The 24,536-nt window shown below is 68.2% G+C and carries 28 protein-coding genes; 12 read left to right on the plus strand and 16 right to left on the minus strand.

Translation table 11 applies throughout. The features are described 5' to 3' along the window. Positions 1-76 precede the first annotated feature (76 nt). Both purQ and purS read right to left on the minus strand, forming a co-directional pair. Positions 77-748: a phosphoribosylformylglycinamidine synthase subunit PurQ gene (purQ, locus tag ABD210_RS13395; protein ID WP_344111524.1), complete on the minus strand. Its 672-nt coding sequence runs from the start codon at positions 746-748 to the stop codon at positions 77-79. Further along, positions 745-999: a phosphoribosylformylglycinamidine synthase subunit PurS gene (gene purS / locus ABD210_RS13400; RefSeq protein ID WP_344111525.1), complete on the minus strand. Its 255-nt coding sequence runs from the start codon at positions 997-999 to the stop codon at positions 745-747. Before purS ends, purQ begins: the two co-directional genes overlap by 4 nt. A gap of 116 nt (positions 1,000-1,115) precedes the next feature. Here purS and ABD210_RS13405 point away from each other — a divergent pair, with 116 nt between their 5' ends. The 4 genes from ABD210_RS13405 (at position 1,116) to ABD210_RS13420 (ending at position 4,248) form a co-directional block, all read left to right on the plus strand. After that, positions 1,116-1,643: a PadR family transcriptional regulator gene (locus ABD210_RS13405; RefSeq protein WP_344111526.1), complete on the plus strand. Its 528-nt coding sequence runs from the start codon at positions 1,116-1,118 to the stop codon at positions 1,641-1,643. Then, positions 1,640-2,320, plus strand: a complete 681-nt coding sequence (locus ABD210_RS13410) for an ABC transporter ATP-binding protein (RefSeq protein WP_344111528.1) — start codon at positions 1,640-1,642, stop codon at positions 2,318-2,320. The genes ABD210_RS13405 and ABD210_RS13410 overlap by 4 nt, the downstream gene beginning before the upstream one ends. Then, positions 2,317-3,684 carry an FtsX-like permease family protein gene (locus ABD210_RS13415; RefSeq protein WP_344111530.1) on the plus strand — a complete coding sequence of 456 codons (1,368 nt, stop codon included), beginning with the start codon at positions 2,317-2,319 and terminating at the stop codon, positions 3,682-3,684. Before ABD210_RS13410 ends, ABD210_RS13415 begins: the two co-directional genes overlap by 4 nt. A gap of 75 nt (positions 3,685-3,759) precedes the next feature. Then, positions 3,760-4,248, plus strand: a complete 489-nt coding sequence (locus tag ABD210_RS13420; protein WP_344111531.1) for a hypothetical protein — start codon at positions 3,760-3,762, stop codon at positions 4,246-4,248. 92 nt (positions 4,249-4,340) lie between these two features. Here the strand turns inward: ABD210_RS13420 and ABD210_RS13425 are convergent, their stop codons facing one another. Next, positions 4,341-5,216 (minus strand): phosphoribosylaminoimidazolesuccinocarboxamide synthase, encoded by an 876-nt coding sequence (locus ABD210_RS13425; RefSeq protein ID WP_344111532.1) that lies wholly within the window; start codon positions 5,214-5,216, stop codon positions 4,341-4,343. Continuing rightward, the gene (locus ABD210_RS13430) at positions 5,213-6,433 is read right to left on the minus strand and encodes an FAD-dependent monooxygenase (protein ID WP_344111534.1); all 1,221 of its coding nucleotides are present in this window, start codon (positions 6,431-6,433) and stop codon (positions 5,213-5,215) included. Before ABD210_RS13430 ends, ABD210_RS13425 begins: the two co-directional genes overlap by 4 nt. 66 nt (positions 6,434-6,499) lie before the next feature. On the opposite strand from ABD210_RS13430, the gene ABD210_RS13435 reads away from it, so the two are divergent. Further along, a complete protein-coding gene (locus ABD210_RS13435; protein ID WP_344111535.1) occupies positions 6,500-7,156 on the plus strand; it encodes a TetR/AcrR family transcriptional regulator in 657 nt (218 codons plus the stop codon). A gap of 78 nt (positions 7,157-7,234) precedes the next feature. Here the strand turns inward: ABD210_RS13435 and ABD210_RS13440 are convergent, their stop codons facing one another. From ABD210_RS13440 to purB, 7 genes are all read right to left on the minus strand, one after another. After that, positions 7,235-7,657: a hypothetical protein gene (locus ABD210_RS13440; RefSeq protein WP_344111536.1), complete on the minus strand. Its 423-nt coding sequence runs from the start codon at positions 7,655-7,657 to the stop codon at positions 7,235-7,237. Positions 7,658-7,794: 137 nt separating this feature from the next. Further along, complete coding sequence (locus tag ABD210_RS13445; protein ID WP_344111537.1) at positions 7,795-8,604, minus strand: hypothetical protein; 810 nt, start codon at positions 8,602-8,604, stop codon at positions 7,795-7,797. A gap of 27 nt (positions 8,605-8,631) precedes the next feature. Beyond that, positions 8,632-10,701, minus strand: coding sequence for an ArnT family glycosyltransferase (locus ABD210_RS13450; protein WP_344111538.1), 2,070 nt, complete (start codon positions 10,699-10,701; stop codon positions 8,632-8,634). Then, a complete protein-coding gene (locus ABD210_RS13455; protein WP_344111540.1) occupies positions 10,701-11,933 on the minus strand; it encodes a bifunctional glycosyltransferase family 2/GtrA family protein in 1,233 nt (410 codons plus the stop codon). Before ABD210_RS13455 ends, ABD210_RS13450 begins: the two co-directional genes overlap by 1 nt. A 141-nt stretch (positions 11,934-12,074) precedes the next feature. Beyond that, positions 12,075-12,470, minus strand: coding sequence for a hypothetical protein (locus ABD210_RS13460; protein WP_344111542.1), 396 nt, complete (start codon positions 12,468-12,470; stop codon positions 12,075-12,077). A 1-nt stretch (position 12,471) separates the two neighbouring features. Then, positions 12,472-12,828 (minus strand): hypothetical protein, encoded by a 357-nt coding sequence (locus ABD210_RS13465; protein ID WP_344111543.1) that lies wholly within the window; start codon positions 12,826-12,828, stop codon positions 12,472-12,474. 3 nt (positions 12,829-12,831) lie between these two features. After that, positions 12,832-14,268 (minus strand): adenylosuccinate lyase, encoded by a 1,437-nt coding sequence (purB, locus tag ABD210_RS13470; RefSeq protein WP_344111544.1) that lies wholly within the window; start codon positions 14,266-14,268, stop codon positions 12,832-12,834. 222 nt (positions 14,269-14,490) lie between these two features. Between purB and ABD210_RS13475 the strand changes: the two genes are divergently transcribed. After that, a complete protein-coding gene (locus tag ABD210_RS13475; protein WP_344111546.1) occupies positions 14,491-14,925 on the plus strand; it encodes a YciI family protein in 435 nt (144 codons plus the stop codon). A gap of 116 nt (positions 14,926-15,041) precedes the next feature. On the opposite strand, the gene ABD210_RS13480 is transcribed toward ABD210_RS13475, so the two are convergent. The 4 genes from ABD210_RS13480 to purD form a co-directional block, all read right to left on the minus strand. After that, complete coding sequence (locus ABD210_RS13480; RefSeq protein WP_344111547.1) at positions 15,042-15,743, minus strand: hypothetical protein; 702 nt, start codon at positions 15,741-15,743, stop codon at positions 15,042-15,044. Beyond that, positions 15,736-16,116 carry a hypothetical protein gene (locus ABD210_RS13485; RefSeq protein WP_344111548.1) on the minus strand — a complete coding sequence of 127 codons (381 nt, stop codon included), beginning with the start codon at positions 16,114-16,116 and terminating at the stop codon, positions 15,736-15,738. The genes ABD210_RS13480 and ABD210_RS13485 overlap by 8 nt, the downstream gene beginning before the upstream one ends. 11 nt (positions 16,117-16,127) lie before the next feature. Continuing rightward, positions 16,128-16,637, minus strand: a complete 510-nt coding sequence (locus ABD210_RS13490) for a SigE family RNA polymerase sigma factor (RefSeq protein WP_344111549.1) — start codon at positions 16,635-16,637, stop codon at positions 16,128-16,130. 116 nt (positions 16,638-16,753) lie between these two features. Further along, positions 16,754-18,025 carry a phosphoribosylamine--glycine ligase gene (gene purD / locus ABD210_RS13495; protein WP_344111550.1) on the minus strand — a complete coding sequence of 424 codons (1,272 nt, stop codon included), beginning with the start codon at positions 18,023-18,025 and terminating at the stop codon, positions 16,754-16,756. Between the two features lie 88 nt (positions 18,026-18,113). On the opposite strand from purD, the gene ABD210_RS13500 reads away from it, so the two are divergent. From ABD210_RS13500 to ABD210_RS13510, 3 genes are read left to right on the plus strand one after another with little or no spacing between them, the layout of a single operon-like run. Continuing rightward, a complete protein-coding gene (locus tag ABD210_RS13500) occupies positions 18,114-19,064 on the plus strand; it encodes a carbohydrate ABC transporter permease (RefSeq protein WP_344111551.1) in 951 nt (316 codons plus the stop codon). A 5-nt stretch (positions 19,065-19,069) separates the two neighbouring features. Next, the gene (locus ABD210_RS13505) at positions 19,070-19,909 is read left to right on the plus strand and encodes a carbohydrate ABC transporter permease (RefSeq protein ID WP_344111553.1); all 840 of its coding nucleotides are present in this window, start codon (positions 19,070-19,072) and stop codon (positions 19,907-19,909) included. A 22-nt stretch (positions 19,910-19,931) separates the two neighbouring features. Then, entirely contained in the window at positions 19,932-21,341 is a 1,410-nt protein-coding gene (locus ABD210_RS13510; protein WP_344111554.1) for an ABC transporter substrate-binding protein, read from the plus strand. 231 nt (positions 21,342-21,572) lie between these two features. On the opposite strand, the gene ABD210_RS13515 is transcribed toward ABD210_RS13510, so the two are convergent. Then, entirely contained in the window at positions 21,573-22,355 is a 783-nt protein-coding gene (locus tag ABD210_RS13515; RefSeq protein ID WP_344111555.1) for a hypothetical protein, read from the minus strand. 84 nt (positions 22,356-22,439) lie between these two features. Between ABD210_RS13515 and ABD210_RS13520 the strand changes: the two genes are divergently transcribed. The 3 genes from ABD210_RS13520 (at position 22,440) to ABD210_RS13530 (ending at position 24,478) form a co-directional block, all read left to right on the plus strand. Further along, complete coding sequence (locus ABD210_RS13520) at positions 22,440-23,312, plus strand: alpha/beta fold hydrolase (protein ID WP_344111557.1); 873 nt, start codon at positions 22,440-22,442, stop codon at positions 23,310-23,312. A 42-nt stretch (positions 23,313-23,354) separates the two neighbouring features. After that, entirely contained in the window at positions 23,355-23,726 is a 372-nt protein-coding gene (locus tag ABD210_RS13525) for an FKBP-type peptidyl-prolyl cis-trans isomerase (RefSeq protein ID WP_344111559.1), read from the plus strand. Positions 23,727-23,830: 104 nt separating this feature from the next. Further along, positions 23,831-24,478 carry a DUF2238 domain-containing protein gene (locus ABD210_RS13530; protein ID WP_344111560.1) on the plus strand — a complete coding sequence of 216 codons (648 nt, stop codon included), beginning with the start codon at positions 23,831-23,833 and terminating at the stop codon, positions 24,476-24,478. Positions 24,479-24,536: the final 58 nt, after the last annotated feature.

Here is a 24,536-nt window from a genome sequence, read left to right on the forward strand (position 1 = left end):
GCCGCAAGCAGCAGTCCTAGCGTCCGAAGAAGTGAGGGGCGGGCCCTACAGGTCTTCGGACGCAACGGGTGGTTCATCAGGAGGAGACGACGGCCTTCAGCACCGAGGTGAAGAAGCCGAGGCCGTCCGTGCTCGGACCCGTCAGGGTCTCGACACAGTGCTCGGGATGCGGCATCAGGCCGACCACGTTGCCGCGCTCGTTGCTGATGCCGGCGATGTCGCGGTAGGAACCGTTCGGGTTCTCGTCCAGGTAGCGGGCGACCACCAGGCCCTCGCCCTCGAGCCGGTCCAGGGTGGCCTCGTCCGCGACGTAGGAGCCGTCCTGGTTCTTCAGCACGATGGTGATCTCGTGGTTCGCGTCGTAGTCGCTGGTCCAGGCGGTGCGGTTGTTCTCGATCCGCAGCGGCTGGTCCCTGCAGATGAACTTGCGGTGGTGGTTCTTGATCAGCGCGCCGGGCAGGAGGTGCGACTCGCACAGCACCTGGAAGCCGTTGCAGATCCCCAGCACCGGCAGGCCCTGGGCGGCCTTCTCGATGATCGTGCCCATCACCGGCGCGAACCGGGAGATCGCCCCGGCGCGCAGATAGTCGCCGTACGAGAAGCCGCCGGGCAGCACCACCGCGTCGACCCCGTGCAGGTCGGCGTCGCCGTGCCAGAGCGCGACCGCCTCGGCGCCTGCGACCGCAGCCGCGCGGCGGGCGTCCGCGTCGTCGAGAGAACCCGGGAAGGTGACGACCCCGATCTTCACTGCTCGTCGCCTTCGACGTGCAGGGTGTAGTCCTCGATCACCGGGTTGGCCAGCAGCGTGTCCGCCGCCTTGCGGATCTCGGCCACCTTCTCCTCGGTCGCCTCACCGTCCAGGGTGATCTCGAAGCGCTTGCCCTGACGGACATCGGCCACGCCGTCGAAGCCGAGCCGGCCGAACGCACCGTGCACCGCCTTGCCCTGCGGGTCGAGGATCTCGGGCTTGAGCATGACGTCGACGACAACGCGAGCCACTGACTACTCCAGGTCTGGTTCCAGGGGTGACGCCCCGAATCCTACCGACCGCAGGCACGGACTCCCGCATCCCGGACTATTCACTCAGTACATACATCGTGTGTATAGTCGCCGCCATGGCAACTGCAGAGCTCGTACTGGGACTGCTGCACAGCGGTCCCGCCCACGGGTACGACGTGAAACGCGGCCACGACGCGTGGTTCCCCGACAGCCGCCCGCTGGCGTTCGGGCAGGTCTACACAACCCTGGCGAGGCTCGAGCGGGACGAACTCGTCGAGGTGGTGGACAAGGGCTCCGACGGTGGTCCCGAGCGGACCGTCTACGGACTCACCGAGAAGGGCCGCGAGCACCTCGCGAACTGGCTGGCCGAGCCGATCCAGCCGGCGCTGGGCGGGGTGGACGAGCTGGTCCGCAAGGTGGTCGCGACAATCCGCACCGGCGAGGACGCCACCGCATTCCTGGCCCGGCAGCGATCGAGCCACCTGCGCCGGATCCGCGAGCTGAAGGCCGCGGTTCCCGGCGAGGACGACGACACCCCCGCGCGGCTGGTGCGGGACTACCTGGCTGTGCACCTGGATGCCGACCTGCGCTGGCTCGACGGCGCCCTTGACCGAATCACCGAGCTGAAGGAGACCCGTCGATGACTGACCTCGCCCTGGAGATGGCCCGGGTTGAGTACGCCTACCGGCGTGATGTGGCCCTGCGCGGGGTGTCGCTCAAGGTCAGGCCCGGCGAGGTCGTCGCGGTCACCGGACCGAGCGGCTGCGGCAAATCCACCTTGCTGCACTGCGCTGCGGGAATCCTTCGCCCGCAAGCCGGGACGGTTGCCCTGGCCGGGCAGAACCTGGCGGAGCTGCCCGAGGCCGCGCGGACGCGGTTACGTCGTACGCAGGCCGGAGTGGTCCTGCAGTTCGGGCAACTGGTCCCGGACCTCTCGCTGACCGACAACGTGGCTCTGCCGTTGCTGCTGGAAGGCCACGAGCGAGCTGCGGCTCGCCGGGCGGCGCTGGAATGGCTGGAGCGAGTCGGCGTGGCAGAGGACGCAGCAGCGGTGCCCGGCGAGTTGTCAGGCGGGCAGAACCAGCGGGCGGCGGTCGCGCGGGCCTTGGTGACTGGACCCGGGATCGTCTTCGCCGATGAACCCACCGGCAGCCTGGACAGCCAGGCGGGCGAACAGATGATGGAACTCCTCCTCAGCTCGGCTCGTACCGGCGGTGCGGCCCTGGTGATCGTCACTCACGACAACATGGTCGCCGCGTACGCCGACCGCGAGGTCCGCCTCCGCGACGGCATCGTCCAGCACGAGGTGGCACTGGCATGAACCTCGCGACCATGATCGAGCTGGCGCGCCCGCGATCAAGGACCGATCGCCGTCGGCTGTTGTTGCTGGTGACAACCATCGCCGTCGCCGGTGGCTTCCTGCTGGCTGCTTGGCGGGTCAAGCGGCTCGGCTTCAACGGTGAACTGACCTCCATGAACTACAGCAACTTCCTGCAGGAGGACGGTCTGCGGAGCGGAGTCGCCTTCGCAGCTGTCCTGGTGTCCATCTGCGCCTGCCTGCTGACCTACCAGGCCCTGCGGCTCGGTACTGCGGCGCGCGATCGTCGGCTGGCCGCGTTCCGTTTGGCCGGCGCGACTCCTGGCGACGTGCGCAAGCTCGGTGCGATCGATGCAGGAATGGCCGGCCTCGCTGGAGGGGTTATGGCCGGCCCGGTCTACCTGCTGCTGGCTCTGCTGGTCCAGGGGCTCCCACGGATGGGCCGCATGCTGCCGCCGCCGAACCTGGTCGATCTGCTGACCTGGCCAGTGGTCGCAGTCCTGCTGACTGTCGTCGCTGCGTCGCTTGGCGCGCTGCTCGGCCGCGGAGTGGTCCCCAATGGCGAGAAGCCAGACGGCACAGTACGGGCTCCGGTACCGGTGAAGCTGGGCATCATCCTTGCCGCCCTTGGCCTGGGCTCGATTCTGATCACCCACCTCATCAGTTTCGATGTCAACAACAGCTACGCCGTCGCGTACCTCGTGCTGGCGCTGCACGGTTTGGGAGTGATCCTGCTCTCCGCAGGCCTGCCCTCACTGCTGGTGAGCTGGCGAGGGCGGCGGCTCACCGAGTCGGCGGACCCGCTCAAGGTCCTGGCCGGCGGGCGCCTGCTGAGGACAGCTCGGCCGGTGGGCCGCACCATGATGTTGCTCACCTTCTGCAGCGTCGCCGTCGGCTACGTGGCTGCCACCGTGGCGACTTTGTTGTTCGATGAGGATCCGGGCTCGTCGCTCAGCTTTCAGCTGACCGGTCTTGGTTTCGCCGCGGGCCTGGCCTCGTTCACCGGACTCATCGCTGTGGTTTCGCTGTTGGCCGGCACTGCCGATGACCTGCTCGACCAGCGGCGCCAGCTGACCTCCCTGAATGTGCTTGGGGTAGGAGAAGCCCAGCTACACCGCTCGGTGCGCCATCAGGTGACGTCAAGCACGGCGCCTGCGATCGCAGTAGGCCTCCTCCTCGGCTTCGTGATGTTTGCAAGCTTCGGAAGCGTTGTCCACGGCGGGTACGGTTCGCCGCTGCTGCTCTCGGCAGTTGTGGTTGTCGCCGTCGGGGCCGGGCTGGCCTGGTTGGCCGCTGCGGCAGCCGCGTACTTGCTGCGCGGCCAGGTCCACGAGGCGACCGCCGCGGAGAACCTCCGATCCACCTGAGGGTAGTGCTGGCTTGTCCCTGAAGTGGTGCTGGCCTCCCTGATCCGGAAGGGATCGCCGCATAACCTCTAGGGCATGTGGGTCTGGCAACTGGCGCTGGCGGTGGGCTTCGGGATCGGGTCCGCCGTCATCCCGGTGATGAATGCGGAGGCGTATGTCCTCGGCGTGGGCGTCTCCGGCGCGCTCGACCCGGTGGTCGCCGCGGTCGGTGTCTCGGTCGGCCAGACCCTCGGCAAGGTCGCGATGTTCCTCGCGGTCCGCTACCGGCCGGGGTACGCGGCGAAGAAGGGCAAGGAGTCCAAGCCCGTCCACCTCAACACCCGTCGCGGCCGCTTCATCCAGTGGAACCGGGACATCAGCAAACGCCTGCTCGACGCCCTGAGCGACCGCCGCTGGGGCGTCCCGGTCACCTTGCTGAGCTCGTCAGTCGGCATCCCCCCGCTCTACGGCGTCGCCCTGATCGCCGGCGCCAGCCGGATGGGCGTCGTCACCTTCACCCTCTCCGTCCTCACCGGCCGCCTCGCCCGCTTCATCACCCTCGCCCTGGGCGTCGGCCTCTTCTGACCCCAGTCGCGCCCGGTGAGGCGCCTTGCGTCCGAAGAAGCCGGGGTCCTGCCCCTCACCTCTTCGGACGCAACGAGGCTCTGGGGCTGGGTTCACGCGGTGAAGGTGCGGCCGGTGAGGCGTTCGTAGGCGTCGACGTACGCCGAGCGGGTCCGGGCGATCACTTCGTCGGACAGCGGCGGCGGCGCCTCGCCGGAGTGGCGGTCCCAGCCGGACTCGAACTGCAGCCAGTCCCGCACGATCTGCTTGTCGTACGACGGTTGCTGCTTCCCCGGCTTCCACTCGTCCGCCGGCCAGAACCGGCTGGAGTCCGGGGTGAGCACCTCGTCCGCGAGCACGATCGTGCCGTCCGCCCGGGCGCCGAACTCGAACTTGGTGTCGGCCAGGATGATGCCGCGCTGCTCGGCCCGGGTGTGAGCCTCGCCGTAGATGTCGAGGGTCAGCTTCCGCAGCGCCTCGGCGGTTTCCGCGCCGACGGTGGCGACCACAGCCTCGTACGAGACGTTCTCGTCGTGCTCGCCGAGGTCGGCCTTGGTGGCGGGGGTGAAGATCGGCCGGTCCAGCCGGGATCCCTCGACCAGGCCCGGCCGCAGCGGGATGCCGCAGACCTCGCCGGTCGCGTTGTAGTCGAGCAGGCCGGAGCCGCTGAGGTATCCGCGCGCCACGCACTCGACCGGGAACATCTCCAGCTTCTCGCAGACCACCGCGCGGCCCGCGACCTCGGACGGTACGTCGGTCGACACGATGTGGTTCGGCACGTCGAGCTGTTCGAACCACCACAGGCTCATCGCGGTGAGCACCTTGCCCTTGTCCGGGATCGGCGTCTCGAGGATCCAGTCGAAGGCGCTGATCCGGTCGCTCGCGACCATCAGCAACTCGCCCGACTCCAGCTCGTACAGATCGCGGACCTTGCCGGAGTGGAGGTGCTTCGCACCGGGGATCTCGTCGGCCTGCGGGGGTATGGTCACACCCGCGATTGTTCCACCCCGCGCCGTCTCGCCCTCAACCCGGCCATCAAGGCAGCCACCTTGCCGCCGACGGCGAACAAGCCGTCACGGACCGCGCAGACCAACCCGTTGTCGAGCTGCCCGAGCTTGCCGACAGCCCTGGACCGCTTGATGAGCTTCGCGGTCGCCGGACGCCGCTCAGCGTCGTACCGGCCGAGCGCGGTGGTCAGATCCGGCGTACTACGTGGGTCCGCGCCGCCAGGCGCCGGCGTACCGCGGAGGTGGCGGGCCAGGGCGCCGGCGTCCTCGATCGCGGAGCAGGCGCCGCGGCCCAGGTTGGGCGTCATCGCGTGCGCGGCGTCGCCCAGCAGAACGACTCGGCCATTGACGAACGGGGCGAGTGGCACTGGGAGGTCGTGGATGTCGTTCTGCAGCACGGTTTCGGCCGGCGTACCGGCGAGCAGGCTCGGAATCGGTTCGTGCCAGTCGCCGAACTGGCGCACGACGTCCGCGTGGATTCCGTCTGGGCCAGGTGGCGGGCCGGGCTCACGGTTGGCCGTGGCGTACCAGTAGATCCGCCCGTCGATGAGTTCGGCGAACCCGAAGCGATGACCGCGCCCCCACGTCTCCCCACCGCCGTCACTGAGGTCGACGTCGGCGATCCCCCGGTACGCCGTGTAGCCGGCGTACTGCGGCCCCGGATGCTCCGGGTAGAGCGCAGCCCGGGTGACGCTGCGAATCCCATCAGCCCCGATCACCAAGTCAGCCTGGAATTCCTCGACCGACCCGGCTGGCACACCGTGAGGGATATTGGTGGTCGCAATGCTCTGGCCGGCCGCGGTGATGGTGACGCCGTCGGGGTGTTGGGTCAGGCCGGTGACGGCGATGCCGGTGCGGACCGTGACTGCCGGGCCGAAGCGGTCGGTGATGAGTTCGTGGAGTTGCGCGCGATGGATCATCACCGGGATCTCCACGCCGAGGTCCGCGGCTTCCACCACCCAGCGCCCGTTCGGCTTACGCATCCCGGCGGCACCACCGGCCGCCGCCGCCTTCTCCACGCCGACGACGCCGAGCTCCTCCAGCACCGCGACAGCCGACGGCCAGACCGAGATCCCCGCACCGACCTCGCCAAGCTCCTGCGCTCGCTCGAGCACCGTGACCTGCCAGCCGCACTGCTCCAGCGCGACGGCCGCCGTCACCCCACCGATCCCCGCACCCACCACGATCGCTGTCCTCATGATCGCGACTCTACATCTGTAGAGTCGAATTGGATAGAGTGAGCCCGTGACCAGAGACTTGCCGGTGTGACGAAGCCGGCTGTGACGAAGAAGGTTCCACTGGGCGAGGACCGCCGGGACGCGATCGCCGATGCCGCGATCCACCTCGTCGCCACCCGCGGCCTCCGTGGTCTGACCCACCGCGCGGTCGACGAGGAAGCAGGCCTGCCGCAGGGCTCGACGTCGTACTACCTCCGCACCCGCAACGCCCTGCTGACCGCCTGCGTGAACCGCATGCTCACCCGCGACCTCGGCGCCCAGCCCGCCAACGCCGCCGGCACAGGCGATCCCGCGCGGCGCACCGGCACAGGCGATCCCGCCCGCCCAACCGGCGGCGGGAGCGGTCTCGAGGAGTTGATGGTCGAGATGGTGGTCGGGCTGGTGCGTGAACGGACCGACGACCTGGTCGCGCGGTACGAGTTATCGCTGGAGGCGAGTCGTCAGCCGGAGCTTCGAGAGGCGATCGTCCAGGGCGGCCGGCAGTTGCGGGAAGGGCTCGCCGGGATGTTGGCGGCGCTCGGGATCCCCGATCCGGAGGCGGCCGCCTGGCCGGTCGCCGCAATGATGGACGGGCTCATGTACGACCGGGTCGCGGGCGCCGGTACGACGCTGTCCCCCGAGGCCTTCGAGTCCGCAGTACGCCGCTCGCTCGGCGCCCTCCTCACCGGCCTGAGGAACGCCTGACCGCGACTTTGTGCACCCTCCGACCATTCCGAGACGGGCACTGAGTGGAGTTGGGGCGGAGCTGGGGACCACCCGGGGTCAGAGGCGCTCGGTGAGGGTTACGAAGGTGAAGTAGCAGACGCCGATGAGCATGCCGACGTGGCCGAGCACGGAGAGGCCGGCCCCGGAACCCCAGGCGTCGGTTGCCTTGTCGGCGCCGTGGCGAGCAGCGCTGGGCATCCAACGGGCCAACAGCAACAAACCGACGATTGTCAGCAGCCACCAACCGACCAGCGCGCCGAGCGCGATCTCGCGGCGACCGATGGCGAGGGCGGCGACCCAGGCGAGCAGGGTGAGCACGCCAACCGTGGTGTGGATGCGCAGCAGCGCGGAGGAATAGCCCGCGACGCCGCTCGCCCGGTTGCTCTCGCCAGCGCTTTCACCGCCGAGCCGGACGCGCGTCAGCAACACGACGACAGCGCCCAGGGCGGTCAGGAACCAGGTGACGTTGGACCATTGCACGACCCGATCCTTACCCCAGTTGGGGCCAACTGGAACGCACCGGCGTGTCGGTCCACAGATCAGGACGTGGACCGACACGCGTCACACCAGTGCCTCAGGTGGTCAGGTGGTGCACACCTGACCACCGAGGTGCGTGGTCAGGTTGTGCGGAGCTGACCGTTGGACTGCCCCGGCGAAGTGCCCGAGTTCTGAGTGGTACCGCCCGTGTTCTGCGGCACCTGGTTCGGGTCGGTACCCTGCCCGGGAACGGTTCCCTGCCCGCGCCGGAAGCCGCCTTGACCGGGGACGGTCCCCTGCCCTTGCTGCGTGCCGGTGCCCGGCTGAGTGCCCGTGCCGGGCTGAGTGCCCTGACCTGGAACCGTGCCCTGGCCTTGCTGGTTGCCCTGCCCAGGCACAGTTCCCTGCCCGGGTTGCTGGCCTTGGCCCGGGAACTGCCGGAAGCGCCCGCCACCCGGCAACTGGGTTTGGTCCGTCGCACCCGAGCTACCCCAAGCGTGGCCGACCGCAGTGCCGCCAAGGAATGCCAGCACCGCCAGCAGGGTCCCGGCACCGGCCAGCATCAAGTTGCTCGGTCTGCCGTCACCGGCCTTACCCTTCCGAGCAGCCGCAGCCTCAGCCGGTACTGCGTCGGCGGCCCCGGGCGCACCCGGTCCGCCGACCCCGGGCCCACCGACCGCCGGCCCACCGACCGCCGGCCCACCCGGTGCAGGGTTCCCAGGCCCACCCGGTACTGCGTACCGGGGGCTGCCCACGCCCGGCGCCGAACCCGGAGTGCCCGGTACTGCGCCGCCCTGGCGGGCCGCCTGCCACTGCTGCTCGCCCGGCGAGCCGGTCGGGCGCATCGAAGCAGCCGGACCAGCGGGCTGAGCGGTGTGCGGCGGTTCCTGGATCCCTGTCACCCACTGGGGGACGTCAGGGTGTTGAGGGTTGTTGGTGTTCTGCGTCATCTCTTCTTACTCCGGAATCTTGGAATGTCAGCCAGTGGTGAGGTCGTAGACCGTGGTTCCGCCGATGGTCTGCGCCTGGAAGTTCGCCGCCACCCAGGCACTGATCTGGCTGGAGGTCGAGTTGCTACCGCCGCCGCGACCGCCGAAGCCGCCGCCCTCGCCGCTGCCGATGAAGTAGTGAACCTTGCCTTGAGCAACCAGTTGCTGGAACTCCGTCAACGTCGGCGCCGGGTCGGTGCCGTTGAACCCGCCGATCGACATCACCGGCACATCGGCCGCGAGCTGCAGGGGCGCCGCAGCGTTCGAGGTGACCGCCGCCGCTGCCCAGGTGTAGTTCTTCGCTCCCTGCTGCAGAGTCTTGACCAGGTCGCTCGACACTCCGCTGGTGCCATTGCCACCGAGGAAGCCACCTCCACCGCCGCCCCCACGGCCGGTAGCCGCGCCAGTTCCACCTTGCCCGGTCGTCGTGCCCGGGCCGGTGGCGGTGCCGCCCTGACCGTTCGCCGTACCAGCGCCAGGAGCGCCATTGGCCGCACCCCCAGGAGGTGCGCCCATCCGGCCACCACCCATGGGGCCGAATCCGCCGGCGGGTCCAGCGGTCGGAAGGGCGCCGCCGTGGGAGGTCGCGATCGTCTGCACCGAGTACGCCGCCGGTCCGGCCAACGCGGTCAGCGCCAGCAGTGCCGCGGCGAACAGGCCCGCCCGGCGCATCGTCGTACGACGTCCCTGGATCTCCGGCAGCAGCATCACCGCACCAGCGGCGACAACGCCGGCGATCAGCACGACCCAGCGCAACCACGGCTGCCAGGTGGGTGTCGCGTTCAGCAGCGCGAAGCTCCAGCCGGCCGTCAGCAAGGCACCTCCGGCAAGCGTTGCGCGGGGCAACCACTCGGTCCGGCGACGCCAGAGCACCATCGCCGCGGCGCCGATCAGGGCGCCGATCGCAGGTGCCAGCGCGATCATGTAGTACGGGTGGATGATGCCCTGCATGTAGCTGAACACCAGCCCGGTGACCAGCAGCCACCCGCCCCACAGAATCGTGAAGGCGCGTGTCTTGTCGGTCCGGGGAGCACGACCGGCAGCAACCACCAGCACGATGGTCGCCAGCAGGGCAGTCGGAAGCAACCACGCGATCTGGCTGCCGAACTCGCCGCCGAACAGTCGCTGCAGCCCGGTCGCACCACCCCAACCGCGGTTCCCGACGCCACCGCCGACGGATCCTGTCTCGTTGCCGGTCAGCCGGCCGAGACCGTTGTAGCCGAGGGTCAGTTCGAGGATGCTGTTGTTGGTCGATCCGCCGATGTAGGGCCGGGCCGAGGCTGGCACCAGTTCGACGATGGCGATCCACCAACCTGCGCCGACGATCATCGTGCCGAGGGCGACCACGCTGTGCACAACCCGCTTCCCGAGCGCGGGCTTACCAGCGACGAGGTACGCCAGGCCGAAGGCCGGCAGCACAATGAAGGCCTGCAGCATCTTGGTCAGGAAGCCGAAGCCGACCAGGAAGCCGGCCAGTGCCATCCACCGAGCCGAGTGCTTGACCGAGTCGATCGCCCGGGTGACGGCCCAAGCGCCGGCGACGAGCAGCAGGATCAGCAGTGCGTCCGGGTTGTTGAAGCGGAACATCAGCACGGCGACCGGGGTCAGCGCCAGAATGGCACCGGCCAGCAGGGCCGCGTTTGCCGAGAACCAGCGCCGCACCGACACGTAGAGCAAGCCGACGCTCGCGACGCCCATCAGGGCCTGCGGAACCAACATGCTCCAGGTGCTGAACCCGAAGATCCGGGCGGACAACCCCATCACCCACAGCGAGGCCGGGGGTTTGTCGACCGTGATGAAGTTCGAGGAGTCGAAGGAGCCGAAGAACCAGGCCTTCCAGCTGGTGGAGCCCGCCTGGACGGCGGCCGCGTAGAACTCGTTGGCGTAGCCGTTCTTGGACAGTCCCCACAGGTAGGCGATTGCCGTCAGCAACAACAAGCCGCCGAACAGTGCCTTGTCGCCGCCAATCGCATAAGTGGTGGCGAAGGCGCGAGGTCCCGCGCGGCGGCCGACCTGGCGCCGGGCGCCGGCCGTTCTCGGTTCGGTCAGTGTGCTCATCAATGACTCCGCGTGTTGTCAACGAGGGCGGGCGGTTCGAAGGAGGGAAGAGTGGGTGCCTCGTCGTCGAAGACCCAGCTCTGGAAGAGGCTGAAACGGACCACTGTCGCGGCCAGGTTCGCAACCGTGAGTACCGTGATCTCGACACCACGAGCCGGTACTGCGGACACGGTGTGCAGCAACCACAGCGACGAGGCGGTCAGGCTCCACCCGATGGCGAAAGCGACCAGTCCGCGCAACTGATGGCGGGTCCGGTTCTCGGTACCTCGCACGCCGAACGTGACCCGGCGGTTGAGGGCGGTGTTGGCCACGGCCGTGACCAGCAGCGCGAGCACATTGGCGAGTTGCGCGTTCATCAGGTGGCGCAGAGCCACGTAGAGCAGGACATAGGCCAGCGTGCTCAACGCCCCGACAGCGCAGAAGCGCACGACCCGGGCCGCGAGCGCAGTCCGCGGGTCGGCGACCGCCGGGCGGCCGAAGGTCGCGCGCAGGGGTTCCAGGTCGATCCGCCCGCGGCCGAGATTCTTGTTCAGCCGGGCGATCCCGCGCAGGTCATCGGTCACTGTCTTCGCGATCGCGACTCGCGAGTCGAGGTCGTCCACCCAGTCCACCGGGACCTCGTGGATCCGCAGGCCGGCCCGTTCGGCCAGCACGAGCAACTCGGTGTCGAAGAACCAACTGGTGTCCTCGACCAGCGGCAGCAACTGGGCCGCCACGTCCGCACGGATCGCCTTGAACCCGCACTGGGCGTCCGAGAAGCGCGACCCCAGGATTCCCCGGAGCAGCAGGTTGTAGCCCCGCGAGAGCACCTCCCGCTTGGGGCGGCGGACCACGCGCGAGCCGGGGGCGAGGCGGGTGCCGATGGCAACGTCACTGTGCCCGGCGACCAGCGGCGCGACCAGCGGCAGCAGCGCGTTGAGATTTGTCGACAAGTCAACGTCCATGTACGCGAGCACGTCCGCGGTGCTCTCGGACCAGACCTGCTTCAGCGCCCGGCCCCGGCCAGGCTGCTCGATCCGCACCACCCGGACCCCGGACAGCTCGGTGGCCAGCAGGTTGCCGATCTCCCAGGTGGCGTCGGTACTGCCGTTGTCGGCGATGCAGACCTCGGCCCGGAACGGGAACGCTGCGTCCAGGAACGCCCGGAGGCGTCGAATATTCGGGCCGAGGTCGTTTTCCTCATTGCGAACGGGTACGACGATCTCGACCCGAGGATGACCTGAAATCTGCATAGAGCCGATGCTGTCCGGTGAACCTGAGCCAACCCCTGCGCTCACCTGGCAGTTCGCTGGGAGTTACTCCGTGTGCTTCCCCGAATGCTCAGCGGGAGGTACGTGATCTCGCCCGACGCTCAGCGGGCCCTCAGATCGCGCTCAGCGGGATGTACGGCGGAGCCAGAGCAGGCCCAGGACCGGGAGCACAACCGGGATGAACAGGTAGCCCTGACCGAAGTGGGACCACACGGTCTGGTCCGGGAAATCGTCGGGCCTGGCGTAGCTGAAGGCCCCGATCGAGAGCACTCCGACGAGCTCCACCACGATCGCGACGAAGGCGATCCGCCGCGAGACGGCCGTTGCCCTGGCCAACGCGAAGGTCGCCGCGCAGTAGATGACCGCGGCAACGGCCGACAAGACGTAGGCGACCGGCGCCTCGGAGTACTTGGTCGAGATCTGTACTGCGGCCCGCGAAGTCGCCGCCAACGCGAAGATCCCGTACACCAGGATCAGGATCCGGCCGGGCCCGTGCCTGGTCGCGGTCGCATCCGCCATCTCAGGCGGCCCAGATGTCGTGCAGCCGGAGCTCGAGCACCGGGATCACCAGACACGCGATCGCCAACGCCCCCGCACCCCACCGGCTGCTCTCCGCCATCGCCCACAACGCACCCAGCGGCAGCACGATCAGCGCGCCGACCAGGTAGGCGACGAAGAGCACGCCCGACACGTCGCGCCCGGTAGTCGCCAACTGGGCAATCCCGACCACGAGCTGCGCCAGCAGGACAACCTCGACCGCGCCCACCAGGCCGAGCACCCACCAGTTGATCCGACGATCCAGGGCGGCAAGCACCAGCGCGAAGACCATCGCGGCCAGCGAGAGGGCGACCAGCACCCAGGTGAGCGGCTCGAACACGAGCTAGAGGATGTCACCAGGCGTGTAGGCGGCAGCCTCCGGGTAGCGCTTGGCGAGATCGTCGATCTTGGCGACCACGGCGTTGACCTGCGCAACGGCCGCGCCGGTGAACGACAGCGGCTCGCCGACGATCCCGACGATCTGCTCCTCGGTCAGGCCCAGCCGCCCGTCCTCGCCGAGCCGGCGGAACAGATCGTTGTTCGTCGACCCCTTGCGCAGGTCCAGCGCCATCGCGACCGCGTGCTCCTTGATCACCTCGTGCGCGGTCTCCCGGCCGACGCCGTTCTTCACGGCCGCCATCAGCACCTTCGTCGTGGTGAGGAAGGGCAGGTACCGCTCCAGCTCGCGAGCCACCACCGCCGGGTACACCCCGAACTCGTCCAGCACCGTGAGGAACGTCTCGAACAACCCGTCCAGCGCGAAGAACGCGTCCGGCAGCGCGACCCGTCGTACGACGGAACAGAAGACGTCGCCCTCGTTCCACTGGTTGCCGGCCAACTCGCCCGCCATCGACGCGTAACCGCGCAGGATCACAGCCAGGCCGTTCACACGCTCACAAGACCGGGTGTTCATCTTGTGCGGCATCGCGGACGAGCCGACCTGCCCCTCCTTGAACCCCTCGGTGACCAGCTCGTGCCCAGCCATCAGCCGGATCGTGGTCGCTAGGCTCGACGGACCCGCCGCCAGCTGCACCAGCGCGGAAACCACCTCGTAGTCGAGCGACCGCGGGTACACCTGCCCGACGCTGGTCAGCACCCGCCGGAAGCCCAGATGCTGGGCCACCTCGGCCTCGAGCCCGGCGAGCTGCTTCTCCTGACCACCGAACAGGTCGAGCATGTCCTGCGACGTACCGACCGGGCCCTTGATGCCACGCAGCGGGTAGCGGTCGATCAGCTCCTCGAGCCGTGCGATCGCCACGAGCAACTCATCCGCGGCCGAAGCGAATCGCTTGCCTAATGTGGTCGCCTGCGCCGCGACGTTGTGCGACCGGCCCGTCATGACCAGCGCGGAGTGTTCGGCCGCCTTCTGCCCGAGTTGTACTGCGGTTGCCACCGCGCGGTCCCGGATCAGCTCCAGGCCGGCGCGGATCTGCAACTGCTCGACGTTCTCCGTCAGATCCCGGCTCGTCAGCCCCTTGTGCACGTGCTCATGCCCGGCGAGCGCGTTGAACTCCTCGATCCTCGCCTTGACGTCATGGCGGGTCACCCGCTCCCGGGCCGCGATCGACTCCAGATCCACCTGGTCCACCACGCGCCGGTAGTCCTCGATCACCCCGTCCGGCACAGCCACCCCGAAGTCCTTCTGCGCACTCAGCACAGCCAGCCAAAGGTGCCGCTCGAGCACGATCTTGTGCTCCGGCGACCAAAGCTGGGCCATCGAGGGGCTGGCATAACGAGCAGCGAGAACGTTCGGGATCAGGGGCTTACTGGGTGTCGGCACGGTTTCATTCTCCCTCGCTGGGTCGAAGCGCTCGTACTACGGGTTGAGATCCCCCACACCACTCCTCCGAAATCCACGACTCGCCGGCTGCAGGTGTGACGGTCCCAGCCGCACCTTGCCCACGGCCGGCTGGACCCGGATCGTGTGACGATGCGTCGATACCATCGCCTTGTCAATTCGGGGCTCATGACGACGAGATGGCGACGAGCTGAGGAGACAGCTATGCGAGTCATGGTGCTGGTGACTGCAAGTGCTCAGAGCGAGACCGTGGGGTGGGCCGATGACCCGGCCGCCCAGGCCGAGTTCGAGGCCATGCGCAAGTTCAACGAGGCGCTCATCGATGCGGGCGTCATGCTCGCGGGCGAAGGCCTGGCCCCCACCTCCGAGGGCAAGCGGGTGCAGTTCAACGCTGGAAAGTCGCCCAGTGTCATCGACGGACCGTTCACCGAGGCGAAGGAGCTCGTCGGCGGCTACTGGATCTGGCAGGTGTCCTCGATGGACGAAGCCGTCGAGTGGATCAAGCAGGCGCCCTTCCGTGACAACACGATCGAACTACGCCGGGTGCACGAGGGCGCCGACTTAGCCGACGTCCTCCCACCCGAGGCAGTCGAGGCCGAGGCCAAACTTCGCCAGCGGATCGCCGAGCAGCAGCACTAGGTAGAGGACATCACCCGACCAACCGCCGACCCGGTCAGGCCGACGACCCCGGACGCCCTCGTCGCCGCTCCAAGAGCCCCGACACCGCCTGATCACCACACCCCTCCGCGCGGTGATCAGGTCGTGACGGACTTCAGGACCTTGCCGTTCTTGTCGTAGGCGGTGATCTTGGCGTCCGGCCTCGCCTTCGGGTCTCCGTTCAGCCAGGACAGCGTGTACCAACCGTCGGTCACCTTGATGTCGTGGATCAGGCCACCCCCGATCGGCTCGATCCGGATCTTGGCGATGTTCGACGCGACCCGGCCTTGGCTGAGGTAGTGCCAGCCTTGGCACGACTTCCCCGGCGAGCAGACCCGGTTGCCCGTGGTGGCGAAGTACTGGTCCACCTTGTCCCGACGGGCGGAGCTGTCCGCAGAGACGAAGCCGGGCTCGGGTCCGAACGGCGTTGCCGTCTCGCCGAACTCAGGGCCGAGATTGCAGACCACCGCGTTGCGACGCGACGGCGACACCGCGATCAGGGTCGCGCCGAGCCCCGGTGCGGTCTCGGATGCCACCACCCGCCAACCGCTCAGGTTCACCCAGAACTGGACCGAGCAGTTGCGCAACTGGCCGGCTGGAGTGATCGGGATCGGCTCCCGCTTCGCGTCCGCGTCCAACCGCTCGGACGGCTTGTCCCCGCCTGGGATGGTGCACGACTTTTCCTGCTGGCCCCTGCCATAGTCGTATGCAACGGTGCGACCCGACTGCCAGGACCCGCCTACCAGCGACGCCTTGTACTGCGGGTACCGCAGCCGACAGCGCCGGCTCGCCTCATCCATGGTGACCCTGCTGACCGGCGCCTGCCTCTCTTCGCGGAATGCCCGGGACAGCCGTGAACGCGTTCTCCTGGAACTCCTGGTAATCCTTGGCGACCTTGACGATCTTCGTCCTGTCCGCGACCGGCAGACTCCCGTCCACTGCCGGACTGCTGGTGTTCGCGGGCGCCCCGTCGTTGATGGTCAGGTCCGGCAGCAAGCTCGCGACAACCACTGCGGCTGCGAGACCCGCGACGAGGCCGCCGATCGACAGCGCCCTCCGGCGGCGACGTCCCCTCCGGCCGCGCTCCAGGAGAGCCGACGAGCTGATCGGCTCGAGCGGATCGGCCGCCGCCAGCCTCTGGAGCTCGGCGCCGATCTCCGGGTCGTCGAACATCTGATCCTCCTTCACGAGGTCTGGCCGATCTGCCGCGCCTGGTTGATGGCGTGCCGGAGAGTTTCGAGGCCGCGCGCCGCCTGGCTCTTCACCGTGCCCGCTGAGCAGCCCAGGAGGTCGGCGGTCTGCTCGACCGAGAGGTCCTCGTAGTACCGGAGCACCACACAGGCTCGTTGCCGCGGGCCGAGCTGGATCAGGGCGCTGAGCACCTCGTCCCGGTCGGCGTGGCTGCCTGCGTGGTCGCTCTGCCGGCCGCGCTCCGGCGGTACGTCGGTCGGCACCTCCCGGCGCCAGGGCCGTCGACCGTTGTCCAGAGCCGCGTTGACGACGATACGGCGGGCGTAGCCGAGCGGGTTACCACTGCGATCCACCTTCGGCCAGGACAGGTACAGCTTGTACAGCGCGTCCTGGACCACGTCGTCGGCGCGATGCCAGTCCCCGCAGACCAGGTAGGCCGTCCGACGCAGCGACGCACTGGCCGCCTCGACGAACTCCACATAGTCCTGGTCCCGCTCTGGCATCGCGCCTCCCACTCTCCCCCCTCAATACGGAAACCGCTCGTGCCGAGGTTGCATCCGAAACAGTTGCGTCCGAAGAACCTGGGGTTCCTCGGACGCAAAGACGGGAGACGGGAGGGTCAGCTCTCGCCGCGGGAGGCTTTCAGGGCTATGTCGGTGCGGTGTTGGGAGCCTTTGATGCGGATCTGGCCGACGCCGGCGTAGGCGCGTTGGCGGGCTTCGGCTAGGTCTTTGCCGGTGCCGGTGACTGCGAGGACGCGGCCGCCGGCGGTGACGACCTCGTCGTCCTCGATCGCGGTGCCGGCATGGAAGACGCGGGAGCCGCCCGCCTCGGCCTGGTCGATGCCGGTGATCACGTCGCCGCTGCGAGGCTTGGCCGGGTACTTCTTGGCGGCGACCACCACGGCGACCGACGCGCCCGAACGCCAGCTCAGGGGCTGGGCGTCCTCGAGTTTGCCGGTGGCTGCGGCCATCAGGAGTCCGCCGAGGGGTGTCTTCAGGAGCGGCAGCAGCGCCTGCGTCTCGGGGTCACCGAAGCGGCAGTTGAACTCGATCACCCGGACGCCGCGCGAGGTGAGGGCCAGGCCCGCGTAGAGGAGCCCGCTGAACGGCGTACCCCGTCGGCGCAGTTCGTCGACGGTCGGCTGCAGCACCTTCTCGGTGATCTCCTCGACCAGCTTTTCCGGTGCCCAGGGCAACGGTGTGTAGGCGCCCATGCCGCCGGTGTTGGGGCCTTCGTCGTTGTCACCGAGGCGTTTGAAGTCCTGCGCCGGCTGCATCGGCAGCACCGTCGTGCCGTCGGTGATCGCGAAGAGCGACACCTCCGGGCCGTCCAGGTACTCCTCGATCAGCACCTGCTCGCAGCCCGCCGCGTGGGCCAGTGCCTCCTCGCGGTCGGAGGTGACGACGACCCCCTTGCCCGCGGCAAGCGCATCATCCTTCACCACGTACGGCGGGCCGAAGGCGTCGATCGCCTCGGCGGCCTGCTCCGGTGTCGTACAGACGTAGGCGCGGCCGGTCGGCACGCTGGCGGCGGCCATCACGTCCTTGGCGAAGGCCTTCGATCCCTCGATCTGGGCTGCTTCCTTGGACGGGCCGAAGACAGCGATCCCGGCCTCGCGGAGCGGATCGGCCAGCCCTGCGACCAGCGGCGCCTCGGGTCCGACCACGACCAGGTCGGCGGCCAGCTCGGTCGCGAGCGCCACCACCGCATCGTGGTCCGAGATGTCCACCGAACGGCAAACGATCGTTTGCCCGTCGTACGCCGGTTGCAACGCCGCGATGCCAGGGTTGCCCGGAGCCGCGACGACCTGCTCGACATCAGGATCCTGGCTCAGCGCCCAGGCCAATGCATGTTCACGGCCGCCAGTGCCGATGACAAGAACCTTCACGACGCAAGAGCCTAGTGCACTCGACACGTCGACCTGACGGCGTGAGGACCTGGGCGGTGTAAGACTGCGCCTGACTGGAGGTGTTCGATTGACTACGAGTACCGAGCGCGTGCGAGTTGGCCAAGGCGCCGTGGTGGCGTCGGCCAGACCAAGCCGTCGGCCGACTCCGGCCTCGCTGGCTTCTTGGCTGATGCTGTTGCCCTGCGTCGTGATCTTCGCGCTGTTCATCGTGTGGCCGCTGGGCAAGTCCGTCTCACTGTCCCTGCACGGATCCGACCTGTTCGGCCGTCCGGACGCGTGGGTCGGCCTGCAGCACTACCGGGACATGCTCGGCTCTGCCGAGTTCCGGCACATCCTCTGGGTGACGTTCGCGTTCGTGCTGCTGACGGTGATCCCCGGCGTACTGGGCGCCCTGCTGATCGTGTTGCTGCTCGAGCAGCACATCAAGGGGATCCGGATCTTCCGGACCGCCTTCGCGCTGCCGTTCGCGTTCTCCGTCGCCAGCGCCTCGGTCATCTTCGCGACGATCTACAACCCGGCGATCGGCCTGGCGAACGGCCTGCTCGGGCGGTTCGGCGTGGACCGGATCGGCTGGCTGACGGACCCGTCCTGGGCTCTGATCAGCGTCGCGATCACCACGGTCTGGATGAACATCGGCTACAACGTGCTCGTGCTGTCGGCGGGCATCGGAGCGATCCCCACTGAGATCAACGAGGCCGCGACGCTCGACGGCGCCGGCGGCTGGCGTGCGGCGCGGTTCATCACTGTGCCGATGCTCGGGCCGCAGTTGTTCTTCCTGATCGTGATCTCGACGATCCAGTCGCTCCAGGGCTTCGGTCAGATCAAGATCCTCACCCCCGAGGGCGGCCCGGAGCAGTCGACCAAGACGCTCGTCTACTCGATCTACCACACCGCCTTCGCGAACAACGCCAGCGACTTCGGCGCCGCCTCGGCGCAGGCGATCGTGCTCCTGGTGATCCTGCTGGCGTGCACCGCGATCCAGTTCGGCGTACTCGAGAGGCGGGTGCACTACAAGTGAGAAGTATGACCGCCGGACGATTCATCACGTACGCCGTACTGGTGCTCGCCGCGATCGCGGTGATCTTCCCGGTGTACTACGTGATCGCGGGCTCGATCATGGCCCCCGGGCAGATCTCGTCGTATCCCCCGGACCTGTTCCCGCACGGCCTCTTCACCGGGAACTACGAAGGGGCCACCTCCACCACGGCGATCGGCCGGCAGTACGTCAACTCGGTGCTGCAGACCTCGGTGATCACTCTCAGCCAGCTGATCACCAGTGTGCTCGCGGCGTACGCATTCGTCTTCATGAAGATGTGGGGCCGGACCCTGCTGTTCGGGCTGTTCCTCGGCACGCTGATGGTGCCGTGGGAGTCGATCGTGCTGCCGAACTACCTGACCATCACCGGCTGGGAACTCGGCGGCCAACGGCTGACCGCGTCGTACGCCGGCACGATGATCGCGCTGGTGCTCCCGTTCCTGGCGAACGCGTTCGGGGTGTTCCTGCTGCGGCAGTCGTTCCTGCAGTTCCCCACCGAGCTGCGCGACGCCGCCGTCATCGACGGTTGCGGCCACTGGCGGTTCATGCGCCGGATCCTGATCCCGCTGAACAAACCGGCCCTGATGGCTGTCGGCCTGTACGTCTTCCTGGCGGCGTGGAACCAGTTCTTCTGGCCGTTGCTGATCGGCGACAACGCGAACCGGCGAACGCTGCAGATCGGCATCAGCCAGCTCAACGACGTCGAGGCGGCCAACCCTGGCCTGATCCTGGCCGGCGTCGTCCTGTCCATCCTTCCGACTCTGGCCATAGTCATCTTCGGCCAGCGTTTCATCGTTCGCGGGCTGACCGCGGGCGCGATCCGGTAACAGCATGAAGAAAGGCACAGCGATGCGATCTGTCCGACAACGGCGTACGGCGACCGCGGCGGCCCTCCTTGCAGTGGTGGCGCTGGTCGCCGCCGGCTGCGGTGGCAGCGACGCCTCCGGCGACAACGCGAGCAGCGGTCAGGACGCGCCCGGCGCGGACGCGCTGGACAAGGCCACCGGCGTCACCAAGATCACCTTCTGGCACGGCATGAAGGGCGCCAACGGCGCGGCCGTCGACAAACTGATGAAGGCGTTCAACGCCAAGAACTCCGGCAAGATCGAGGTCACCGCGGTCTACCAGGGCGACTACGACGACACCATCACGAAGTACAAGACGTCGGTGCAGCAGGGCAACACGCCCTCGGTCGTCCAGATCTACGACATCGGCTCGCGGTTCATGATCGACTCCAAGCAGACCGTCCCCGTGCAGAGCTTCGCCGACAAGGACGGCTACACGCTGGACTCGATCGAGCCGAACATCGCGAACTACTACTCGATCGACGGCAAGCTGAACTCGATGCCGTTCAACACGTCGATGCCCTTGCTGTACATCAACAAGGAAGCGTTCGTGAAGGCCGGGCTGGACCCGAACAAGCCGCCGTCGAACCTCGACGAGATCATGGAAGCCGCCAAGAAGCTCACCATCAAGCAGGGTGGCAAGACGGTCCAGTACGGCTTCAACGCCGCGATCTACGGCTGGTTCCTGGAGCAGCTCACCGCACAGTCCGGTACGACGTACTGCGACAACGAGAACGGCCGCAAGGACCTGGCCACCAAGGTGAACTTCGACGACGAGCAGGGCGTCAAGATCGCCACCTGGTACCAGCAGATGGTGAAGCTCGGCTACATGCCGAACACCGGCAAGAAGACCGACGACGCGCAGGCGGTCTTCAAGTCCGGCACCTCCGCGATGCACCTGGAGTCGACCGGTTCGCTGCGCGGCTACCTGGACGCGGCGAAGGGCAAGTTCACCGTGCTGACCGCGCCGTTCCCCAAGCTCAGCGCGGCTGACACCGGCGGCCCGATCATCGGCGGCGCCTCCCTCTGGGTCGACGGCCCGGGCCACTCGGACGCCGAGAAGCGCGCCTCGTGGGAGTTCGTGAAGTTCGCCTCGTCGCCGGAGCAGCAGGCCGCCTGGCACACCGGCACCGGCTACTTCCCGATCAACTCCAAGGCACTCGACCTGCCCGAGGACAAGGCGTGGGTGGCGCAGTACCCGCAGTTCACCACCGCGATCACCCAACTCCACAACACCAAGCCCTCCAACGCCTCGTCGGGCTGCATCCTCGGCGTCATGCCCCAGGCCCGCAAAGCCTCCGAAGACGGCCTCGAGAAAGCAGTCCTCGGCACCGACCCGGCCAAGGCCATGAAGGACGCCGCCGACTCCATCAAGCCCCAGATCGACCAATACACCAAAACCGTCAAGAAGTAGCTCTCCCCGATTCCTTGCGTCCGAAGAACCGCGGGTCCTGACCCGCGGTTCTTCGGACGTTGCGCTTGTACTGCGTACTCCGGGCGCGGCCGGTCGCCTGGCGGAAGGCTCGGGGCCGGGGCGCAGGGTCCGCGTACACGACGTTGCGGGCGAGTTACGTCCGAAGGACCGTGGGGCAGGACCCTCGGTAGTTCGGACGCAAGCGATTCAGCAGCGCCGGACGCAAGGGAATCAGTAGTGCCAGTAGTAGCGGGCGTCGGCGTTCCAGGTGACGGGGACTGTGGTGTGGTTGGTGAAGGCGGGGCCTTTGCCTCGGGCGATTTCGAGGGAGCGTTGGAGCTGGAGGGAGTAGGGGTGCTGGTTGTCGTCCCACCACTGCTCGAACTGGGTGATGCAGGTCTGGCCCGAGAAGTACTGGTTCGAGCAGGCGTGCGGCGGGCTCCACTTCTGAACGTGGCGGAAGTGGACCGTGGTGCTGCCGTTCGGGGGCTTGATCGTCCCGGTTGCGTCCAGGCAGTAGCCGGTGGTCGGGACGTTCCACTTCACGTAGTGCTGCTTGCCGCCGGCTGACGGGATCGGCTGCATCCCGGTGCAGTCGAAGGAGCCGATCTTCTCCGAGGTGACCCGCTGGATCTGGGTGAGCGGACGGCCGGCGCCGTCGTTGTAGCCGTCCAGCAGGACCCAGTCGCCGGAGTGGATGAAGTGCTCGGCGGACTTGGGCGGCCAGGCCTTGGGATCACCCCAGGAGATGTCGCTGGTGGTCGCGCTCTGCGGGCTCCAGGCCCACTGGCCCGCGGCGGAGCCGCCGGCCCAGTACTGGCCTGCCGACCGCTCGAACATCAACGAGTACTGCCCGTAGTTCTCGGCAACCACTGCGGCCGCTCCCGTACTACGGGCGCCCGAGGCGGCAGTTGCGTCCGTAGCACTGGCGTCTGACGGGCGGGCTGCGGTTACGGCGCCTGCGGTCAGTGCCAGCGCGGCAGCCGCGGTCAACAGAACGAGTTTCTTCCCCATGAGTGCCGAGGCTAGTGGCGGACGGGTGCATGGCTCCCCGGACGGGTCTAGGCTCGCGGCACGCGACCGACCTGAGGAGCTGCCATGCCGGATCCTGTCACCGAAACCCTCGACGTCCCCGGGGCCACGCTGACCTACGACGTCCGCGGCAGTCTCGCCGAGCGCGACCAGCCGGTGCTGCTGCTGATCGGGTCGCCGATGGGCGCAAGCGGCTTCCCGACCCTCGCCTCGCACTTCACTGACCGGACGGTCGTCACCTACGACCCGCGCGGGGTGGAGCGCAGCGTCCGCTCCGACGGCTCGGGAGCACTGTCCCCCGACGATCACGCCGCCGACCTTGCTGCCCTGATCGAGGCGCTCGACGCCGGGCCGGTCGATGTGTTCGCCAGCAGCGGTGGCGCGGTGAACGGCTTGGCGCTGGTCGCGCAGCGACCCGACCTGGTCCGGACGCTGATCGCGCACGAACCCCCGCTCGCGGGGATCGTCCCGGACCGCGAGGCAGCCCTGGCGGCCTGCGAGGACATCTACCAGACCTACCAGCGCGACGGGATGGGCCCGGCGATGGCCAAGTTCATCGCGCTGGTCGGCTTCGAGGGCGAGATCCCGGCCGACTACACCGACCGGCCTGCGCCCGACCCGGCGATGTTCGGTCTGCCGACGGAGGACGACGGCTCCCGCGACAATGCCTTGCTCGGGCAGAACCTGCGCGGCTGTACGTCGTACCAGCCGGACTTCGACGCGCTGACCAAAGCCCAAGACCGGATCGTGATCGGCGTCGGCGAGGAGTCCGCGGGCCAGCTCGCCGGCCGCGGCGGGAAGGCGGTCGCCGATCGGCTTGGGACCACGCCTGTTGTCTTCCCGAGCAACCATGGCGGGTTCCTCGGCGACGAGTACGGGATGCCGGGCAAGCCCACGGAGTTCGCCGCCCGGCTGCGGGAGGTTCTGGCCGGCCGTTGACCCCGGACCGGTCCGGACCAGGGGATCTGCTTAGCTTGAGGTATGACTGACAAGCCTGAGATCGACTTTCCGGACGGGCCGCCGCCGGCGGAGCTGGAGATCACCGACATCACCGAGGGTGACGGCGCCGAGGCCAAGGCCGGTTCCCGGGTGAATGTGCACTACGTGGGCGTGGCCCACTCCACCGGCGAGGAGTTCGACGCCTCCTACAACCGTGGCGCGCCGCTGGCCTTCCAGCTCGGCGTCGGCCAGGTCATCCAGGGCTGGGACACCGGTGTGCAGGGCATGAAGGTGGGCGGCCGGCGCAAGCTCGTCATCCCGCCGCACCTCGCGTACGGCGACCGTGGCGCGGGCGGCGCGATCAAGCCGGGCGAGACCCTGATCTTCGTGGTCGATCTGATCAGCGTCAGCTGACCTCCAACCATCGGGCCCTCGGTTGCGTCAGACTGGCGCAACCGGGGGTTTTCGCGTAGTTGTACTCAGCTGTTCCGCCGCCCCAGCAGGTTGACTAGGGAGGCATGACCACGATGGTTGCCACTACCGTGCCGACGACCGGCACACCCAGTTGGACGAAGTACGCCGCCCTGGTCGCCAAAGCGGCGCTGTTCCTTTTGTTGCTCTCGGCATTGATCTGGCCGGACCTGAGCGGCATCAAGGGCAAGGCGTCCACGGCCCGCCTCATCGTTTACCCGATCGGCGCGATGGTGCTGCCGCTGTGGTGGTTCGCCTACGGCCGCGCGAAGAGCAAGCTGCACAGGTCGTTCCCCTGGCATGCGGACCTGCTGATCACGTTGCCGTGGCTGATCGATCTGATCGGCAACCGGCTGGATCTGTTCGACACGATCTCCTGGTGGGACGACGCGATGCACTTCGTCCTCTGGGCGTTGCTCACCGCCGGCGTGATGACGGCGTTCGCGCCGCGCTCCCTGACCCGCGGGCTGACCACCTTCGTCGCGCTCGGCTTCGGTGCCACCGCCGCGGTGGTGTGGGAACTCGGCGAGTACTTCGCGTTCGTCCGCCACTCGTCCGAACTCCAGACCGCGTACACCGACACCCTCGGCGACCTGACCCTCGGCAGCCTCGGCGCGCTCGTCGCGGGCCTGGTGATCTTCCAGGTACGCCGTACGCCCGCTGAGCTTGAAGGCGAATCGCCACAGCATCAATAGAGCCGGATAACGCGACGGCTACGCCTGAGGCGTCGGCGTTCAAGGTCGATTGATGGCG

The organism is Kribbella alba, from assembly GCF_039529635.1.
Taxonomy (GTDB): domain Bacteria; phylum Actinomycetota; class Actinomycetes; order Propionibacteriales; family Kribbellaceae; genus Kribbella; species Kribbella alba.

Coding starts and splice junctions, on each gene's coding strand:
- ABD210_RS13490 (WP_344111549.1), bottom strand. CDS start 16,637: ATGCCAGAGCGGGACCAGGACTATGTGGAGTTCGTCGAGGCGGCCAGT.
- ABD210_RS13460 (WP_344111542.1), bottom strand. CDS start 12,470: ATGGCGGATGCGACCGCGACCAGGCACGGGCCCGGCCGGATCCTGATC.
- ABD210_RS13520 (WP_344111557.1), top strand. CDS start 22,440: ATGCCGGATCCTGTCACCGAAACCCTCGACGTCCCCGGGGCCACGCTG.
- ABD210_RS13480 (WP_344111547.1), bottom strand. CDS start 15,743: ATGGATGAGGCGAGCCGGCGCTGTCGGCTGCGGTACCCGCAGTACAAG.
- ABD210_RS13450 (WP_344111538.1), bottom strand. CDS start 10,701: ATGAGCACACTGACCGAACCGAGAACGGCCGGCGCCCGGCGCCAGGTC.
- ABD210_RS13485 (WP_344111548.1), bottom strand. CDS start 16,116: ATGTTCGACGACCCGGAGATCGGCGCCGAGCTCCAGAGGCTGGCGGCG.
- ABD210_RS13475 (WP_344111546.1), top strand. CDS start 14,491: ATGCGAGTCATGGTGCTGGTGACTGCAAGTGCTCAGAGCGAGACCGTG.
- ABD210_RS13455 (WP_344111540.1), bottom strand. CDS start 11,933: ATGCAGATTTCAGGTCATCCTCGGGTCGAGATCGTCGTACCCGTTCGC.
- ABD210_RS13420 (WP_344111531.1), top strand. CDS start 3,760: ATGTGGGTCTGGCAACTGGCGCTGGCGGTGGGCTTCGGGATCGGGTCC.
- ABD210_RS13410 (WP_344111528.1), top strand. CDS start 1,640: ATGACTGACCTCGCCCTGGAGATGGCCCGGGTTGAGTACGCCTACCGG.
- ABD210_RS13430 (WP_344111534.1), bottom strand. CDS start 6,433: ATGAGGACAGCGATCGTGGTGGGTGCGGGGATCGGTGGGGTGACGGCG.
- ABD210_RS13505 (WP_344111553.1), top strand. CDS start 19,070: ATGACCGCCGGACGATTCATCACGTACGCCGTACTGGTGCTCGCCGCG.
- ABD210_RS13510 (WP_344111554.1), top strand. CDS start 19,932: ATGCGATCTGTCCGACAACGGCGTACGGCGACCGCGGCGGCCCTCCTT.
- ABD210_RS13415 (WP_344111530.1), top strand. CDS start 2,317: ATGAACCTCGCGACCATGATCGAGCTGGCGCGCCCGCGATCAAGGACC.
- ABD210_RS13445 (WP_344111537.1), bottom strand. CDS start 8,604: ATGACGCAGAACACCAACAACCCTCAACACCCTGACGTCCCCCAGTGG.
- ABD210_RS13515 (WP_344111555.1), bottom strand. CDS start 22,355: ATGGGGAAGAAACTCGTTCTGTTGACCGCGGCTGCCGCGCTGGCACTG.
- ABD210_RS13530 (WP_344111560.1), top strand. CDS start 23,831: ATGACCACGATGGTTGCCACTACCGTGCCGACGACCGGCACACCCAGT.
- ABD210_RS13525 (WP_344111559.1), top strand. CDS start 23,355: ATGACTGACAAGCCTGAGATCGACTTTCCGGACGGGCCGCCGCCGGCG.
- ABD210_RS13405 (WP_344111526.1), top strand. CDS start 1,116: ATGGCAACTGCAGAGCTCGTACTGGGACTGCTGCACAGCGGTCCCGCC.